This is a genomic window from Enterococcus sp. DIV2449a (assembly GCF_051711225.1).
In the GTDB taxonomy this organism is placed as follows: domain Bacteria; phylum Bacillota; class Bacilli; order Lactobacillales; family Enterococcaceae; genus Enterococcus_D; species Enterococcus_D casseliflavus.
Map to the genome: position 1 here is coordinate 1,637,178 of NZ_JBIOME010000001.1, position 15,058 is coordinate 1,652,235.

A 15,058-nucleotide genomic window follows, 5' to 3' on the forward strand; every position below is an offset into this window, starting at 1 on the left:
GCAAGCGATGAAAAGAGCAAGAGTAATCTACAACCCGACATCTGGGAAAGAATTGATTCGAAAAAACTTAGCAGATATTTTAGATGTTTTGGAAACTGGCGGTTATGAGGCGAGTGCATTTGCCACGACCGCTGCGCCATTTTCCGCTCGTGATGAAGCAAGAAGAGCCGGCGAAGCTGGTTTTGATTTGGTGGTAGCTGCCGGTGGGGATGGCACGATCAATGAAGTCGTCAATGGGATCGCTCCTTTAGAAAAGCGACCAAAAATGGCGATCATTCCTGGAGGCACGACCAATGACTACGCACGAGCACTAAAGATTCCCCGTACGGATATCAAAGCAGCTGCGGAAGTGATTTTGAAGCAGCAGACAGTGAAAATGGATGTCGGAAAAACACCCAACATGTATTTTATCAACATTGCTGCTGGTGGGCACTTAACGGAATTGACCTACGATGTTCCTTCTGAACTGAAAAGTGTTTTTGGCTACTTAGCTTATCTAGCAAAAGGAGCGGAATTACTGCCTCGTGTCAAACCAATCAAAATGCATCTAAAGTATGAAGACGGAGAATACATTGGCGGAGCGTCGATGTTCTTTTTAGGGCTGACGAATTCAGTGGGGGGCTTTGAACAGATTGCGCCTGATGCAAAGCTTGACGATGGGAAATTTTCGTTGATCATTGTCAAAACGGCCAATATTTTTGAGATCGTCCACTTAGTTGCTTTAATGATGAATGGTGGAAAACACATCAACGATCGTCGCCTGATTTATACGAAAACATCTTTTCTTGAAGTAGACGCACCAGAACAGGTCAATCGTTTAATGATCAACCTTGATGGCGAATACGGCGGAGATGCTCCTATGCGCTTTGAAAACCTACACAATCATATTGAGTTTTTTGCAAATGTCGATCAAATCCCTGACGATGCGGTCGTTGGTGAGCAAAATTATCAAGAGATGAGCGAAGGTTTTATTAAAGAAGTCGAACGTCTTTCCGATGAGGACATCAATGGGGATGGCAAGATCGGCGACGAAACAAAGTAAACGATTTTTCTTTTCATGCGAGTTGAAAGAACAGGGACTTTTGGACCTGTTCTTTTTTTAAAACGTAATTGTGGAAAAGCAGGCACCGATTTTTTTTCGAATACTTGATAGAATAGCTTTTCTTAAATTTTAGTAAAGGACGTTTTTTATAAAGTGTTTCACGTTTCGCCTTTGTTTCACGAGATCGGGCGCGGATCATATAAATAAAACGAATAAAATTTCCAAAACACGAATGATAATCATCAAAAAGCGAACTTTTCGAATATATGCTCATTAAAGTTCGTTATTTCCGTATTTCTATCCAATCTATGGATGCAAAAGCGAATAAGAATATGCTATAATGGTGAAACGAAGAAATGGGGGGACCGGAATGGAGCAAATCGATTCTACAAAAGCGCTTGATCTGCTGAGAGATGACGCAGAACGAATCAAAAAGCTGATCCGAAACCAAGAAAATAGTTTATGTATCGCACAATGCAAAGCATTTGAAGAAGTGGTTGATACCCAGATGTATGGTCTATCACGACAAGTGGCATTTGCGATCCGCTTGGGGATCGTTGATAATCAAACAGGACAGCAATTGATGGCGGATCTTGAAAAAGATTTGAACCAATTGTATAGCGAGGTCTACGAGGACCAGCGGACACCTGACATCGGCAAGGAGGCATAAACTTGCCAGAGAAAGTAAAGAAAAGACATTTATTAGATTATAGTATTTTATTACCATATATTGTTATGTGTGTCACGGGCTTGATGATGGTTTATAGTTCCACATCTTACGTTGCGATGACCGCCACACAACCGACCACAGCTGCTTCTTACGTCATCAATCAAACATTATTTTGGTTGGTGAGCCTAATAGCGATCACTGTCATGTATAAAATGAAAACGGATGTTTTTCGGAACAAAAAATTTGTCCAGATCGCCATGATCGTCATCTTGTTCTTATTGATCGCTGCCTTCTTTTTCCCAAGAAGAAATGGGGCACTCGGTTGGTTATCGATTGCTGGCTTTTCCATTCAACCAGCAGAGTATTTAAAGTTTATTGTGATTTGGTTTTTATCGGTGACGCTATCTTATCGTCAAAAAGGTATCCAACAAGAATTTTGGAAAACGGTTTGGCGTCCAATCGGAATCGTTTTTGTCTACACCGGGATCATGGCACTTTATCCCGACTTAGGGAATGCTGTAATCGTTATGTTGCTGGCATTTGTCGTGTTATTGTCTAGCGGATTGAATTACCTGTATACCTTAATATTAGGTGTGGCAGGTATTATCGGTAGTATGTTGATCGTCTTGTTTGTGAATCTAACCGGTGGTAAGCTTTTACCCGACTATGTCTATAGTCGTTTTTCATCTTTTTTGAACCCGTTTGCTGATGAATACGATACAGGTCATCAAATGGTTAATGGGTATTACGCAATGTTCAACGGTGGGCTGTTCGGGCGCGGGCTTGGAAATAGTATCCAAAAACGTGGCTTCTTAAACGAAGCGCACACCGATTATATATTTTCGATCGTTATGGAAGAATTAGGGCTGATCCCATCGATCATCATTTTAGGTGTTTTGTTCTATATGGTGGGACGAATCTTTCTTGTCGGTATCCGTTCAAGAGATCCCTTTAATTCCATGATGTGCATAGGTATAGGGACATTATTTATGTCTCAGATTTTTATCAACTTAGGTGGAATCACTGGTTTGATCCCGTTGACGGGAATCACTTTCCCATTTCTAAGTCAAGGTGGATCAAGCTTGCTGATGCTATCGATTTGTATCGGTTTTGTGTTAAATATCAGTGCCGAAGAAAAGAGGAAACAGGTTTATTTGAATTATTGATCAATTGAATGGAGTGGATTAGATGAAGAAAATTCTTGTTGCCAATCGTGGAGAAATCGCGATCCGTGTCTTCCGCGCATGTGCGGAACTTGGGATCAAAACTGTCGGAATTTATGCTGCGGAGGATGAATACTCCGTCCATCGCTTTAAAGCAGACGAAGCGTATTTAGTAGGGAAAGGCAAACGTCCGATCGATGCGTATTTAGACATTGAAGATATCATTCGCACGGCGAAAAAGGCCGGTGCCGAAGGAATCCATCCTGGATACGGCTTTTTATCAGAAAATCTGGGATTTGCTCAACGCTGTGAAGAAGAAGGTTTGATTTTCATCGGACCATCCACCCATCATTTAGATATTTTTGGCGACAAGATCAAAGCAAAAGCAGCAGCGATCGAGGCAGGGATTCAATCGATTCCTGGCTCTGACGGTCCAGTTGCATCGATCGATGACGTTTTAGCTTTTGCAAACGAACATGATTATCCAATCATGATCAAAGCAGCCCTTGGGGGCGGTGGGCGAGGCATGCGTGTCGCTCATGATGAAAAAGAAGCAAGAGACGGCTACGAACGTGCCAAAAGTGAAGCCAAAGCGGCATTTGGTAGCGATGAAGTCTACGTTGAAAAATACATTAGTAATCCAAAACATATTGAAGTCCAAATTTTAGGAGATACGCACGGAAACGTCGTTCACTTATTTGAACGTGATTGCTCGGTTCAGCGCCGCCACCAAAAAGTAGTCGAGGTGGCACCTTGTGTGTCAATGACTGATGAACAACGGGAAAAAATATGCCAAGCAGCCGTTCAACTAATGAAGCATGTCGGCTATATCAATGCTGGAACCGTGGAATTTTTAGTAGAGGGCGACAAATTCTACTTTATCGAAGTAAACCCACGGGTCCAAGTGGAACATACGATCACTGAAATGATCACCAATTTAGACATCGTGACGACACAAATTTTGATTGCACAAGGCAAAGACTTGCATAAAGAAATCGGGATTCCTGAACAAAAAGACATTCGCTTTGAGGGTGTTGCGATCCAATGTCGCGTGACGACAGAAGATCCAGCGAATAATTTTATGCCAGATACTGGTAAGATCGATACCTACCGCTCTCCAGGTGGGTTTGGGGTTCGTTTAGATGTCGGAAATGCTTATGCCGGTGCAGTGGTAACCCCTTATTTCGACTCGCTACTTGTAAAAGTCTGTACGCATGCAGCTTCGTTCGACCAAGCAATTCAAAAAATGATGCGCTGTCTGAAAGAATTCCGAGTACGTGGTGTAAAAACAAACATTCTCTTTATGCGTAATGTTGTTTCTCATCCAGCCTTTCGTTCAGGGGAAGCCAAAACCACTTTTATCGACAATACGCCAGAACTATTCAATTTCCCTCGGATTCGTGACCGTGGAAACAAAACCATGAAGTATATCGGTGAAATCACGATCAATGGATTCCCGGGAATCGAAAAACAAAAGAAACCTTTCTACAATGAACCACGGATGCCACAACACATCCAAGCAACGCCTGATTTTGTCAGCGCCAAAAATATTTTAGATACGAAAGGTGCAGAGGGTGTCGTTGAATGGATCGGTCAACAAAAGAATGTCTTACTGACGGATACAACCTTCCGAGATGCCCATCAAAGTTTGTTGGCAACTCGTGTAAGAACCCATGACTTTAAGAAAATTGCCGCGATGACGGAAGCTGGCCTACCACAATTGTTCTCAAGTGAAATGTGGGGTGGAGCAACCTTTGACGTTGCGTACCGTTTCTTAACAGAAGATCCATGGGAAAGATTGCGGATGTTCAGGAAAAAAATGCCGAATACCCTGTTGCAAATGTTGTTTAGAGGCTCCAACGCTGTCGGATATTCCAATTATCCAGACAATGTTTTGGAAGAATTCATCAAAGAATCTGCGGCACAAGGAATCGATGTATTCCGAATCTTTGATAGTTTGAACTGGGTCCCACAAATGGAGAAAAGTATCCAAGCCGTTCGCGATACGGGGAAAATTGCAGAAGCGACGATTTGTTATACAGGGGATATCAATGATCCATCCCGCCAAAAATATTCGGTACAATATTACAAAGACATGGCAAAAGAATTGCAAAATCTTGGTGCCCATATTATTGCTATCAAGGATATGGCTGGATTATTAAAACCGCAAGCGGCTTATCGTTTGATCAGTGAGTTAAAAGATACGATCGATGTACCGATCCATCTGCATACGCATGATACCAGCGGGAATGGGATTATCACTTACTCAGCAGCTACCAAAGCTGGCGTTGATATCGTGGATGTCGCTATGTCAGCTATCAGTGGCGCAACGAGTCAGCCAAGTATGAGTAGTTTGTATTATGCTCTTTTAAACGGCGAGCGTTGCCCAGAGATCAATGTGGATAATATCCAACAATTGAATCACTATTGGGAAGATGTTCGCATGTACTACCATTCCTTTGAAAATGGCTTGAACGCCCCTCAAACGGAAGTGTACAAGCATGAGATGCCAGGAGGACAATATACCAATCTCCAGCAGCAAGCCAAAGCCGTTGGTTTAGGCGAAGAATGGGATGAAATCAAAGAAATGTATCATGAAGTCAATATGATGTTTGGAGACATCGTGAAAGTGACACCTTCTTCGAAAGTCGTGGGCGATATGGCGCTCTTCATGGTACAAAATGGCTTGTCAGAAAAAGATATTTTTGAAAAAGGCGATACATTGAGCTTCCCAGAATCAGTGATCACCTTCTTCCAAGGCGAGTTAGGTCAGCCAGTCGGCGGTTTCCCGAAAGAATTGCAACGTATTATCTTAAAAGGACGCCCAGCCTTTACGGAACGACCAGGAACCTTTGCCAAACCAGTTGATTTTGCCGAAGTGAAACAAGAACTAGCGGAAAAAATCGGCTATGAACCAAAACACGAAGAAGTCTTGAGCTACTTGATGTATCCGCAAGTCTTCCTGGATTATCGAAAAGCGTATGAGCAGTTTGCCGATGTAAAAGTCCTTGATACACCAACCTTCTTTAATGGTATGCGCTTAGGCGAAACGATCAATGTCGAATTAGAAAAAGGCAAAATCTTGATCATTCGTCTTGATGAAATCGGTGAACCAGATATCGAAGGCAATCGGACCCTCTTCTTTAACTTAAACGGTCAACGACGAGAAATCGTTGTGAAAGATAGTTCGATCATCAGTTCTGTTCAAACAAAACGCAAAGCAGAGCCAACGAACAAAGAACAAATCGGTGCCTCCATGAGTGGTTCAGTTTTAGAAGTATTAGTCAAAAAAGGTGACCGAGTGGCACGTGGACAGACTTTGATGGTCACTGAAGCGATGAAGATGGAAACTTCCGTCGAAGCTCGCTTCTCTGGTGTAGTTGAGCATGTTTACGTAACCGATGGGGAACCAATCCAGTCAGGAGACCTTCTGATTGAAGTCAAAGAAAAATAAGGAGTCGATCAGCAGATGAAGCGAAGGGGATTATTATTTTGCGGCTTATTTGTCCTAGCCCTGATAATCGTGTATTTGCAGCCAGTATTCATGCAAAACGCTTCAGATTCAAGAATGACGATCGAGAACCCAATCAAAGCACCAACGACCATGAATTATGAACCAATCGCAGCCAAAGGATTAGCTGAATTGATTGGGGAGCCTGTTTCTGATTTTGAAGAAATCTACGGGCTTCCAGTTCAAACGTATCGCTCGGGCTACGAGTTTGAAATTCGGGTCTACAATCAATTAGACGATCAGCAATATGTTGAGATCAATACGGATGGTGAGAGTGTGCAGGCAATCAAAGTGATCGGCGCCGGGGGATCTTCCCTAGCGCCCTTTGCAATGGGCATGACCTTGACTGACTTGACTGAGCTGACCATGATTTATCCAAATTTCACCTTGACACAAAATGATCGCACCATCAGTTTTGAATTGATGGAAGAAGATATGAACTACCGACCCTTAGTAGCGTTTGATAATGGGACATTTGCTGTTTTATTCTTTGATCAAGAGACGGCTCAACTGCAGGCGATCACTTACTTGGATCAGACGACCCTGCTTAAGTTAGCGCCCTATCCCTTGACGGAAGGAGAACGACCGCTGTTTCAAGTTTCGCAAACGATTGACCAAGCACAAGCTGATCTTGAAAAAGAGACGTTAGCCTTTGTCATTATTGATAAGCTTCGTAATCAAATCGGTTTGGAAAGCTTTGTACAAGATACCCAGACGCATCAAGATGCGGTCGGACTTTTAGCAGATTTGACGAATAATCTATCGGATCATTTGACCTCTCAACGCATCCATTCCTATCAACGTGCTCTTTCTTCGGAAAAAACGAGTAATTTTGTTTTGACGAACGATGAGTGGCAGGAGTTATTAGCAGCGAAGGAGTTAGAGGCTTCTGCTTCGATTTTTGAAGCGCCTGTCTATGATCCAACCTTTACTATTTTATCTTGGTTCAGCAACCCAAGATTTACTGAACGTTTGACCCATGAACAATCAGAAAAGATAGGAATTGCTTTTTCTGAAGCAAATATGGTAGTCTTAGTGCAAGAAGATGTAGAAGGGACCGAGGATAGTACATCAGATGATTTACGATGAAGCCTTTTTCGAGATTGAAGATCAAATCGATTCACTTGTGACGGCAATCAAAGCGAGTGAAACGTGTAGAAACTATCAAATAGCAAAACAAACCATGCATCAAGATCCTGTTGCTCAGGAATTGATGCAATCGTTTTTAGAAAAAAAGCTGGATTTTGAAAGAATTGAAGCGTACGGCGCATATGCCCCTGATTACAAAGAGAAAAAGCGTGCGATGCGCACAGCTAAGCGACAGCTGGATCTCAATGAGCAAGTGAGCGAGTACCGCTGGAGTGAAACGCAGCTGCAGCGTTTGCTGGATGAACTGACCGTAGCGATTTCTACGTGTTTTTCACCAACTGTCAAAGTGGATGCTGGAAGTCCTTTTTTTCAATCAAAATCAAGTTGTGGAGGAAATTGTCATGCACGAGGATAAAACGCCTTTTACGATGCAGAAGCGTCGAGGATTGATCGTATGGGTCTACAGCCTACGCCAACTAAAAAATTTGCGTCGTTTTGGCTTCGTTCATTATGTGTCACGCAAAATGAAATATGTGGTCATGTATTTGAACGAAGAAGAATACGAAAGCAAAAAAACAAAAATCGAGCAGTTTCACTTTGTTCGACAAGTTGAAGCTTCCTATCGACCAGATGTCGAAATGGATTTTGCTGAAAAAATTGGTACATCAGCAGCCTATCCAGTGAAAGATGAAGGGTTTGATATCGAAGAAAAAAATACGATGATTCGATTGGCAGAAAACGTGTAATAGAAAAGTGGGGGTGCCTTGAGTCACCGCCATTTTTTTATTGCTATTTATAGAAACAGTGCTATATTTGTATTTACGAAGATCTTGGAGGGAAAAACGCATGCGTGTAGTAGCCGGAGAATATGGTGGCCGCAGATTAAAAAGTCTTGCTGGAGATAACACTCGCCCCACGACAGACAAAGTAAAAGGGGCGATCTTTAACATGTTAGGGCAATATTTAGATGGAGGAGTTGTACTGGATCTGTTTAGTGGGAGCGGGGGCTTAGCGATCGAAGCGGTCTCTCGTGGTGCGGAGCATGCCGTTTGTGTCGACCGTAGTTTTCCAGCTATCAAAGTGATCCGTGAAAATATTGCAATAACCAAAGAACCAGAAAAGTTCACGGTACTAAAAATGGATGCCAATCAAGCCTTACGCCAGTTTGCAGCTGAGGGACAAAGTTTTGACTATCTATTTTTAGATCCACCTTACGCAAAGCAAGAGATCCTGCAACAGCTAGAAGCTATGCTGAAGGATGAATTGATTCGTCCGTTTGCTTATGTGGTTTGCGAAACAGATAAGTCCATCGTCTTGCCAGAAAAGATTGGTTCTTTGCATTTGATGCGCGCCCAAACCTATGGCATATCTGCGGTGACGATCTATAGAAATGAGGGATAACATGAAAAAGATTGCTTTATTTCCAGGAAGTTTTGATCCGCTGACGTCAGGTCATGTGGATCTGATTGAGCGAGGCGCAACGCTTTTTGATGAACTGATCGTGGGTGTTTTTACAAATACCAATAAAAAAAGTTTTTTTACAAGTGAAGAAAAAGTTCATCTAATTGAAGAAGCCCTCGCTCATATTCCAAACGTCAAGATTCTGGCGCAAGAAACGGAGCTGACGGTCACGATCGCGAAAAAACTAGGCGCACAGTTTCTGCTTAGAGGCATTCGCAGTGTGAAAGATTATGAGTATGAGCGGGACATCATGGAAATGAATCATCACTTAGAACCTTCCCTAGAGACCGTCTTTCTTTTAGCAGATGCAAAGCATAGTTTCATCAGCTCCAGTTTGTTGAAAGAAATCTTAACCTTTAACGGCGATGTTGCGGAATATTTACCACAAAATATCTACGATGCTATAGTAAAGAAGCGTGATACCAATGAATCTTAAATCAACGATCAAATATGTTCTCTTGTTTGTTTTAGCACTGATCATCGCAGCCTGTGCCTTTTTGCCGATTCCTTATTATATCGAGCAACCTGGTGCAACGATCGATTTAAAAGAATTGATTACCGTCAATCAAAAAGAAGATACCTCAGCTGGCTCCTTTTCTTTAACCAGTGTCGGGATTCGACAGGCTACCGTGTTTACGGCGATTGGAACAAAATTCAATGAATTTCAAGACTTGATCAGTGAGGAAGAACTTTTAGGCGGTGCGACAGATGAGGAGTACAATCGCATCCAGCGCTATTATATGGAATCCTCGCAAAATAGTGCGATTGAGCAAGCATTAAAGCTGGCAGACTTGCCTTATGAAATGACCTATAAAGGGGTCTATGTCATGGGGATCGATCCAAATTCCAGTTTTGCGGGGAAAATATCCGTTGGAGATACCGTCACCGCTGTCAATGGCAAAGAATTTAAAAGTAGCCAAGACTTTATCGACTATGTACAAAGTCAAACCATTGGTGATGAGATCACCGTAACTTACTTGCAAGATGGTGAAGAAAAAGAAGCAACAGGCAAATTAATTGAACTGGAAAGCAATCAAAAAGCAGGTATCGGTATCTCACTCGTCGATCATACAGAGATCACTTCTGATGAAGAGATCGTGATCGATTCTGGCAATATCGGTGGGCCTTCAGCTGGGTTGATGTTCACCCTTGAAATCTATGAACAGCTAACTGGAGATAACTTGCGTAAAGGCCATAATATTGCTGGAACCGGAACGATCTCAGCTGATGGGACGGTTGGTCGAATCGGTGGGATTGACAAAAAAGTAGCGAGTGCCAGCGAAAGTGGAGCAGAAATCTTTTTTGCTCCGGACGATGAAATCACTGATGAAGAGCGTGAAATAGATCCTTCCATTAAAACGAATTACGAAGAGGCAGTGGCAGCAGCGAAGAAGTTAGACACAGACATGAAAATCGTTCCGATCGCCAATGTCCAAGATGCATTGGACTACCTAGCAACACTAAAAGAAGCAAATTAAAACGGCACTTGCCGTTTTTTTTATTGTCTAAAGAATACAGTAGGCTCAAAGAAAAGGTTATGCTATACTTTTAGATAAGGAGTGTGAATCTAGTGGAATTAAAAAGACAACAACCGATCGTTGAAGCATATCATTTTGATATGAAACCGAAAGACAAAGAAATGGAAACAAAATTGAATGTCGGCTTTGCGCCGTTAAAAGTCAAAGATGAAGAATATATGGAAAAAAACAGTATTATTGGTGCCCGCTTAGAATTCCAATTGGTGTTCCCTGATTACGTTTTGTCAGGACGTGTCGGACAAGTCAATCATATTTTGAATCGCAAAGTCAATTCTGGAGAGGATTTGACGAAAGCCGAAACTGATCGCTTGGTTGAGCCCTTGTTTGATATCGTCAAACGCTTGACTTATGAAGTGACAGAGATCGTGACCGACAAACCAGGTTTACAATTGAACTTTAATACCAATTCGAACGCTGCGCAAGAAGCGAAGGAAGCAGACGAATAACGAGAAATAGGAGGGATGCCCATTGTTTTCCAATCAAATGCAAGTGATGCTATACGTCGACGATGTGACGAAAGCAGTTGAGTTTTGGCAAGAACTAGGGTTTGTGATCATTGAACAACAAACCGTTGATGGAACATCCGTCGTTGAAATCGCGCCATCAAAAGAGGCGGAGGCACATTTTGTCTTATATGACCGTGAGTTTATCGAAACACATTCACCTGAAGTCGCTTTGAATTCCCCATCGATCATGTTTTTTGCAGAAGATATTACGACACTTTATAAGAAGCTTTTAGAGATGGAAGCAGAAGTGGGTGAATTGATTCAGATGGAAGAACAACTGGTTTTCAATTTTGCCGATCCGGATGGCAATTATTTTGCTGTTTCAGGAAAATAGCTTTTGTCGATCGTAACCAATCATTCGTCCTTTTGAACCCGACTTTATGTTGTCGTACTGTTCAGGACAAATGGTTGGTTTTTTCGTTTTATTGCAAGACATTTTACAGGCAAAGGTCTAAAATTGATAACAAGAGAATCAATTGCCTTTAAGGAGGAAATGACTATGCAAAACTATCTATATGCCATCAGTGATATTCATGGAATGGCCGATCTGTTTAAAAAACTTCTTACCGATTATGACCCTAAGCTCCATCAGCTGCTTTTGATTGGAGACTTAAATGATCGGGGGCCGAAGTCAAAAGAGTGTTTTTTGCTTGGAAAAAAGTTAGTCGAAGAATACCAAGCGATTTATTTACGCGGCAATCACGAGGAGTATTTTCTGCAATTTCTAAATGCCCCTGAGGATTGGTTTGCCGCTTACGTACGCAATGGCGGCAAAGAAACGATTGAAAGTCTTTTGCATACAGGCGCCACTGAGGAGTATTCGCCGACGGAAATCGCCTTAATGATCCGCAGTAGCTATCGAGACTTAATAGAGTTTTTGATGGAGCGACCGCTTTATTACGAATGGGGAAAGTATCTCTTTGTTCATGCGGGCGTGGATTTAAGTAAAAAAGATTGGCGTAAGACCGCAGACCATGATTTTATCTGGATTCGCGAGCCGTTTCATAAAGGAAAAAACCGTACAGGAAAAACGATCGTTTTTGGCCATACCATCACGCCCATGCTGCATGGAGATATGCAGACGACGGATTTATGGCAACAAGACGACAAAATCGGCATCGATGGCGGGGCAGTATTTGGTGGATCGGTGCATGGTGTGATTTTTGATGACAAAGGGATCGTTCAGGACATCGAATACCAAAATTTAGCAGGTCCTTGGCAACCAGACTTTTAAAAGTCTTTTTGAGAAAAGACAAAAGCAGCCATAACAAGAGTCGCGAAAGCAACACTGTTTTCGTGCAATCTTGTTCGCTCAATGGCTGTCTTTTTTATGTTAAAATAGCAAAAGCAACAAAGGAAAGGTGAGAACAAATGGCAGAAATGAATCAAGAGGTACTTGATTTAGTAAAACAAGAATTAACCGCTTTTACCCAAAAACAAATCAGTACGGTGTTGCAATTATTGCAAGAAGGAAATACCGTCCCCTTTATTGCCCGCTACCGTAAAGAAATGACGAATGGACTTGACGAAGTTCAGATTCGAGAAATTGAAGAGCGATACCAGTACTTAGAAAACTTAGAGAAACGCAAGCAAGAGGTTTTGCGTTTGATAGAAGAACAAGAAAAGCTAACGCCTGAACTATCACAGGCGATTTTAGCTGCGACAAAAATGCAGGCCGTCGAAGACCTGTATCGTCCTTATAAACAAAAACGACGCACCAAAGCGACGATCGCCAAAGAGAACGGCTTGGAACCATTTGCTCAGTGGCTGTTAAGCTTCCCAAAAGCAGGTGACGTTCAAGAAAAAGCGGCCGAATTTATCAGTGATGCTGTTCCTACTGTAGAAGATGCCTTAGCAGGCGCGCACGAGATCATTGCAGAAGGCGTTGGTGATACTGCAGAGTTTCGTAGTTGGATCCGCAGCTATTACACAAACAAAGGACTGTATCAAAGCACGGTCAAAAATGCTGAAAAAGATGAAAAAGGCGTTTATGAAATGTATTACGATTTCCAGCATCCTATCAATAAGATGGTATCCCACCGAATTTTAGCCACTAATCGTGGGGAACAAGAAGACATCTTGAAGGTCGCCCTTGTGGCAGATGAAGAAAAAATCATGGATTACCTACGTCGCAAATTGATCACGAATAGGGATTCACCCGCAGCCGGTTTTGTTGAAGCTGCAGCTGCTGATGCGCTGAAACGGTTTATTTCACCAGCCATCGAACGAGAGATCCGCAATGAATTGACAGAAAAAGCTGACGAACAAGCAATTGCGATTTTTGGAGAAAATCTTCGCAATCTGTTGCTGCAGCCGCCATTGAAGGGCAAAGTCGTTTTAGGTTTTGATCCAGCGTATCGTACAGGCTGTAAACTAGCCGTCATTGATGAGACTGGAAAAGTACTAGCGATCGAAGTGATCTATCCTCATAAACCAGCGCCTATGAATAAGCGAGAAGCTGCCGGACCAGCGTTTCGTCGCTTATTACAAACCTATAAAGTCGAGATGGTCGCAATCGGTAATGGGACTGCGAGTCGGGAATCAGAGCAATTCGTCGCTGAACAATTAAAATTGATCGATCAAGAAGTATATTATGTGATCGTGAATGAGGCAGGCGCTTCTGTTTATTCTGCCAGTCCGATCGCTCGTCAAGAATTCCCTGATTTGCAAGTGGAAGAACGCAGCGCTATCAGTATTGGTCGCCGTCTGCAAGATCCCTTGGCAGAATTAGTCAAAATTGATCCACAATCCGTGGGCGTCGGACAATACCAGCATGACGTTTCGCAAAAACGCCTCGCTGAACAATTGGATTTTGTTGTTGAGACTGTTGTCAACCAAGTTGGCGTTGACGTCAATACCGCAAGTGCGGCACTCTTGCAGCATGTAGCTGGTTTAAATAAAACCACTGCTCAAAATATCGTGACTTATCGAGAAGAAAATGGTGTATTTACGCAGCGGAATCAACTGAAAAAAGTCCCTCGCTTAGGACCAAAAGCTTATGAACAGGCGATCGGCTTTATGCGGATACCTGGCGGAAAAGTCATTTTTGACAATACCGGGATCCATCCAGAAAGTTATGACACTGCCAAAGAAATTTTGGCGATCGCGGGTATTTCTTTAGCGGAGCTAGGGAAAGAGCAAATGGAAGAAAATAAAGCGAAACTTGCCCAACTACGCCCAGCGGAGCTTTCCGCAAAATTGTCAGTCGGGAAAGAAACCATCACGGATATCCTAAAGGCGTTAATGCAGCCTGGACGCGATATGCGTGATGAAATGCCAGCGCCATTATTGCGCAAAGATGTGCTGAGTATGGAGGACCTAAAACCGGGAATGGAACTGAAGGGAACGGTTCGAAATGTGATCGACTTTGGTGCTTTCGTCGATATCGGTGTCAAACAAGATGGACTGGTGCATTTGTCGAAGCTGAGCCGTTCGTTTGTAAAGCATCCGAAAGACGTTGTTTCCGTCGGTGATGTCGTAACCGTTTGGATCGAGCAAGTAGACGTCAAAAAAGGCCGTATCAGTTTAACGATGGTCGATCCGGGAAATGCAAAATGACCCAACAAGAATTGCAGCATTTGGTGGAAGAGCTGTCGCTGTCTGTTTTCAACAAACCATTCACGCATCGAGCGGTGTTTAATTCTCGCTTAAAAACAACCGGTGGCCGCTACCATCTAAGTGATCACCACTTGGATTTCAATCCAACCATGCTCACAGAACACGGGATGGAGGTTTTTATCGGCATTATCAAGCATGAATTGTGTCATTATCATTTGCACTTAGCAGGTCTTGGTCACCGTCACCAAGATCCTGCCTTTAAAGCATTGCTGGCAAGAACGGGAGGCTTGCGTTATGCACCTCCTGCCAAAAGGACAGCCAAACATCGCTATCGATGCCAAAATTGCGGCTGCGAGATTCGGCGGCAGCGACGTGTGGATATCAAAAAATATGTTTGTGGAAAATGTCGTGGACGTTTGCTAGAAATAGGAAATGATGAGAAAAGTCAAGTCGAAAAATAAAACTCGTTGCTATTTTTTTCATTTTGTATGATAATGTAGGTCGTGTGACAACCTGATAT

The 15,058-nt window shown here is 42.7% G+C and carries 15 protein-coding genes; all 15 read left to right on the forward strand.

Translation table 11 applies throughout. The annotated features are described in order from the left end of the window. Positions 1-7 precede the first annotated feature (7 nt). Positions 8-1,042 carry a diacylglycerol kinase gene (locus tag IGI76_RS07640; protein WP_005225980.1) on the forward strand — a complete coding sequence of 345 codons (1,035 nt, stop codon included), beginning with the start codon at positions 8-10 and terminating at the stop codon, positions 1,040-1,042. A 370-nt stretch (positions 1,043-1,412) separates the two neighbouring features. Further along, entirely contained in the window at positions 1,413-1,712 is a 300-nt protein-coding gene (locus IGI76_RS07645) for a YlaN family protein (protein WP_010748186.1), read from the forward strand. 2 nt (positions 1,713-1,714) lie between these two features. Beyond that, the gene (locus IGI76_RS07650; RefSeq protein WP_087627421.1) at positions 1,715-2,878 is read left to right on the forward strand and encodes an FtsW/RodA/SpoVE family cell cycle protein; all 1,164 of its coding nucleotides are present in this window, start codon (positions 1,715-1,717) and stop codon (positions 2,876-2,878) included. A 22-nt stretch (positions 2,879-2,900) separates the two neighbouring features. Continuing rightward, positions 2,901-6,329 carry a pyruvate carboxylase gene (locus IGI76_RS07655; RefSeq protein ID WP_333719119.1) on the forward strand — a complete coding sequence of 1,143 codons (3,429 nt, stop codon included), beginning with the start codon at positions 2,901-2,903 and terminating at the stop codon, positions 6,327-6,329. 15 nt (positions 6,330-6,344) lie between these two features. Then, positions 6,345-7,475 carry a CAP-associated domain-containing protein gene (locus IGI76_RS07660; RefSeq protein WP_167822799.1) on the forward strand — a complete coding sequence of 377 codons (1,131 nt, stop codon included), beginning with the start codon at positions 6,345-6,347 and terminating at the stop codon, positions 7,473-7,475. Continuing rightward, complete coding sequence (locus IGI76_RS07665; RefSeq protein WP_167822798.1) at positions 7,462-7,890, forward strand: YlbF family regulator; 429 nt, start codon at positions 7,462-7,464, stop codon at positions 7,888-7,890. Before IGI76_RS07660 ends, IGI76_RS07665 begins: the two co-directional genes overlap by 14 nt. Next, on the forward strand, positions 7,877-8,221 hold the full coding sequence (locus IGI76_RS07670) for a YlbG family protein (protein ID WP_005225986.1): 345 nt from the start codon (positions 7,877-7,879) through the stop codon (positions 8,219-8,221). The genes IGI76_RS07665 and IGI76_RS07670 overlap by 14 nt, the downstream gene beginning before the upstream one ends. A 100-nt stretch (positions 8,222-8,321) precedes the next feature. Continuing rightward, complete coding sequence (rsmD, locus tag IGI76_RS07675; RefSeq protein WP_005225987.1) at positions 8,322-8,876, forward strand: 16S rRNA (guanine(966)-N(2))-methyltransferase RsmD; 555 nt, start codon at positions 8,322-8,324, stop codon at positions 8,874-8,876. Between the two features lies 1 nt (position 8,877). After that, positions 8,878-9,372 carry a pantetheine-phosphate adenylyltransferase gene (gene coaD, locus IGI76_RS07680; protein WP_005231326.1) on the forward strand — a complete coding sequence of 165 codons (495 nt, stop codon included), beginning with the start codon at positions 8,878-8,880 and terminating at the stop codon, positions 9,370-9,372. Beyond that, positions 9,362-10,414, forward strand: a complete 1,053-nt coding sequence (locus IGI76_RS07685; RefSeq protein WP_005235759.1) for a SepM family pheromone-processing serine protease — start codon at positions 9,362-9,364, stop codon at positions 10,412-10,414. Before coaD ends, IGI76_RS07685 begins: the two co-directional genes overlap by 11 nt. 92 nt (positions 10,415-10,506) lie before the next feature. Beyond that, a complete protein-coding gene (locus IGI76_RS07690) occupies positions 10,507-10,920 on the forward strand; it encodes a DUF1149 family protein (protein WP_005225990.1) in 414 nt (137 codons plus the stop codon). 22 nt (positions 10,921-10,942) lie between these two features. Next, positions 10,943-11,314 carry a VOC family protein gene (locus IGI76_RS07695; protein ID WP_005225991.1) on the forward strand — a complete coding sequence of 124 codons (372 nt, stop codon included), beginning with the start codon at positions 10,943-10,945 and terminating at the stop codon, positions 11,312-11,314. Positions 11,315-11,479: 165 nt separating this feature from the next. Then, on the forward strand, positions 11,480-12,214 hold the full coding sequence (locus IGI76_RS07700) for a metallophosphoesterase family protein (RefSeq protein WP_123833883.1): 735 nt from the start codon (positions 11,480-11,482) through the stop codon (positions 12,212-12,214). Between the two features lie 137 nt (positions 12,215-12,351). Beyond that, entirely contained in the window at positions 12,352-14,538 is a 2,187-nt protein-coding gene (locus IGI76_RS07705; protein WP_438781299.1) for a Tex family protein, read from the forward strand. Next, the gene (locus IGI76_RS07710; protein ID WP_005225994.1) at positions 14,535-14,999 is read left to right on the forward strand and encodes a SprT family protein; all 465 of its coding nucleotides are present in this window, start codon (positions 14,535-14,537) and stop codon (positions 14,997-14,999) included. The genes IGI76_RS07705 and IGI76_RS07710 overlap by 4 nt, the downstream gene beginning before the upstream one ends. Positions 15,000-15,058 lie beyond the last annotated feature (59 nt).

Excerpts from the sequence above, each read along its gene's own strand:
- IGI76_RS07640 (WP_005225980.1), top strand. The coding sequence starts at position 8 with ATGAAAAGAGCAAGAGTAATCTACAACCCGACATCTGGGAAAGAATTG.
- IGI76_RS07710 (WP_005225994.1), top strand. The coding sequence starts at position 14,535 with ATGACCCAACAAGAATTGCAGCATTTGGTGGAAGAGCTGTCGCTGTCT.
- rsmD (WP_005225987.1), top strand. The coding sequence starts at position 8,322 with ATGCGTGTAGTAGCCGGAGAATATGGTGGCCGCAGATTAAAAAGTCTT.
- IGI76_RS07685 (WP_005235759.1), top strand. The coding sequence starts at position 9,362 with ATGAATCTTAAATCAACGATCAAATATGTTCTCTTGTTTGTTTTAGCA.
- IGI76_RS07700 (WP_123833883.1), top strand. The coding sequence starts at position 11,480 with ATGCAAAACTATCTATATGCCATCAGTGATATTCATGGAATGGCCGAT.
- IGI76_RS07705 (WP_438781299.1), top strand. The coding sequence starts at position 12,352 with ATGGCAGAAATGAATCAAGAGGTACTTGATTTAGTAAAACAAGAATTA.
- IGI76_RS07645 (WP_010748186.1), top strand. The coding sequence starts at position 1,413 with ATGGAGCAAATCGATTCTACAAAAGCGCTTGATCTGCTGAGAGATGAC.
- IGI76_RS07660 (WP_167822799.1), top strand. The coding sequence starts at position 6,345 with ATGAAGCGAAGGGGATTATTATTTTGCGGCTTATTTGTCCTAGCCCTG.
- coaD (WP_005231326.1), top strand. The coding sequence starts at position 8,878 with ATGAAAAAGATTGCTTTATTTCCAGGAAGTTTTGATCCGCTGACGTCA.
- IGI76_RS07655 (WP_333719119.1), top strand. The coding sequence starts at position 2,901 with ATGAAGAAAATTCTTGTTGCCAATCGTGGAGAAATCGCGATCCGTGTC.
- IGI76_RS07665 (WP_167822798.1), top strand. The coding sequence starts at position 7,462 with ATGATTTACGATGAAGCCTTTTTCGAGATTGAAGATCAAATCGATTCA.
- IGI76_RS07670 (WP_005225986.1), top strand. The coding sequence starts at position 7,877 with ATGCACGAGGATAAAACGCCTTTTACGATGCAGAAGCGTCGAGGATTG.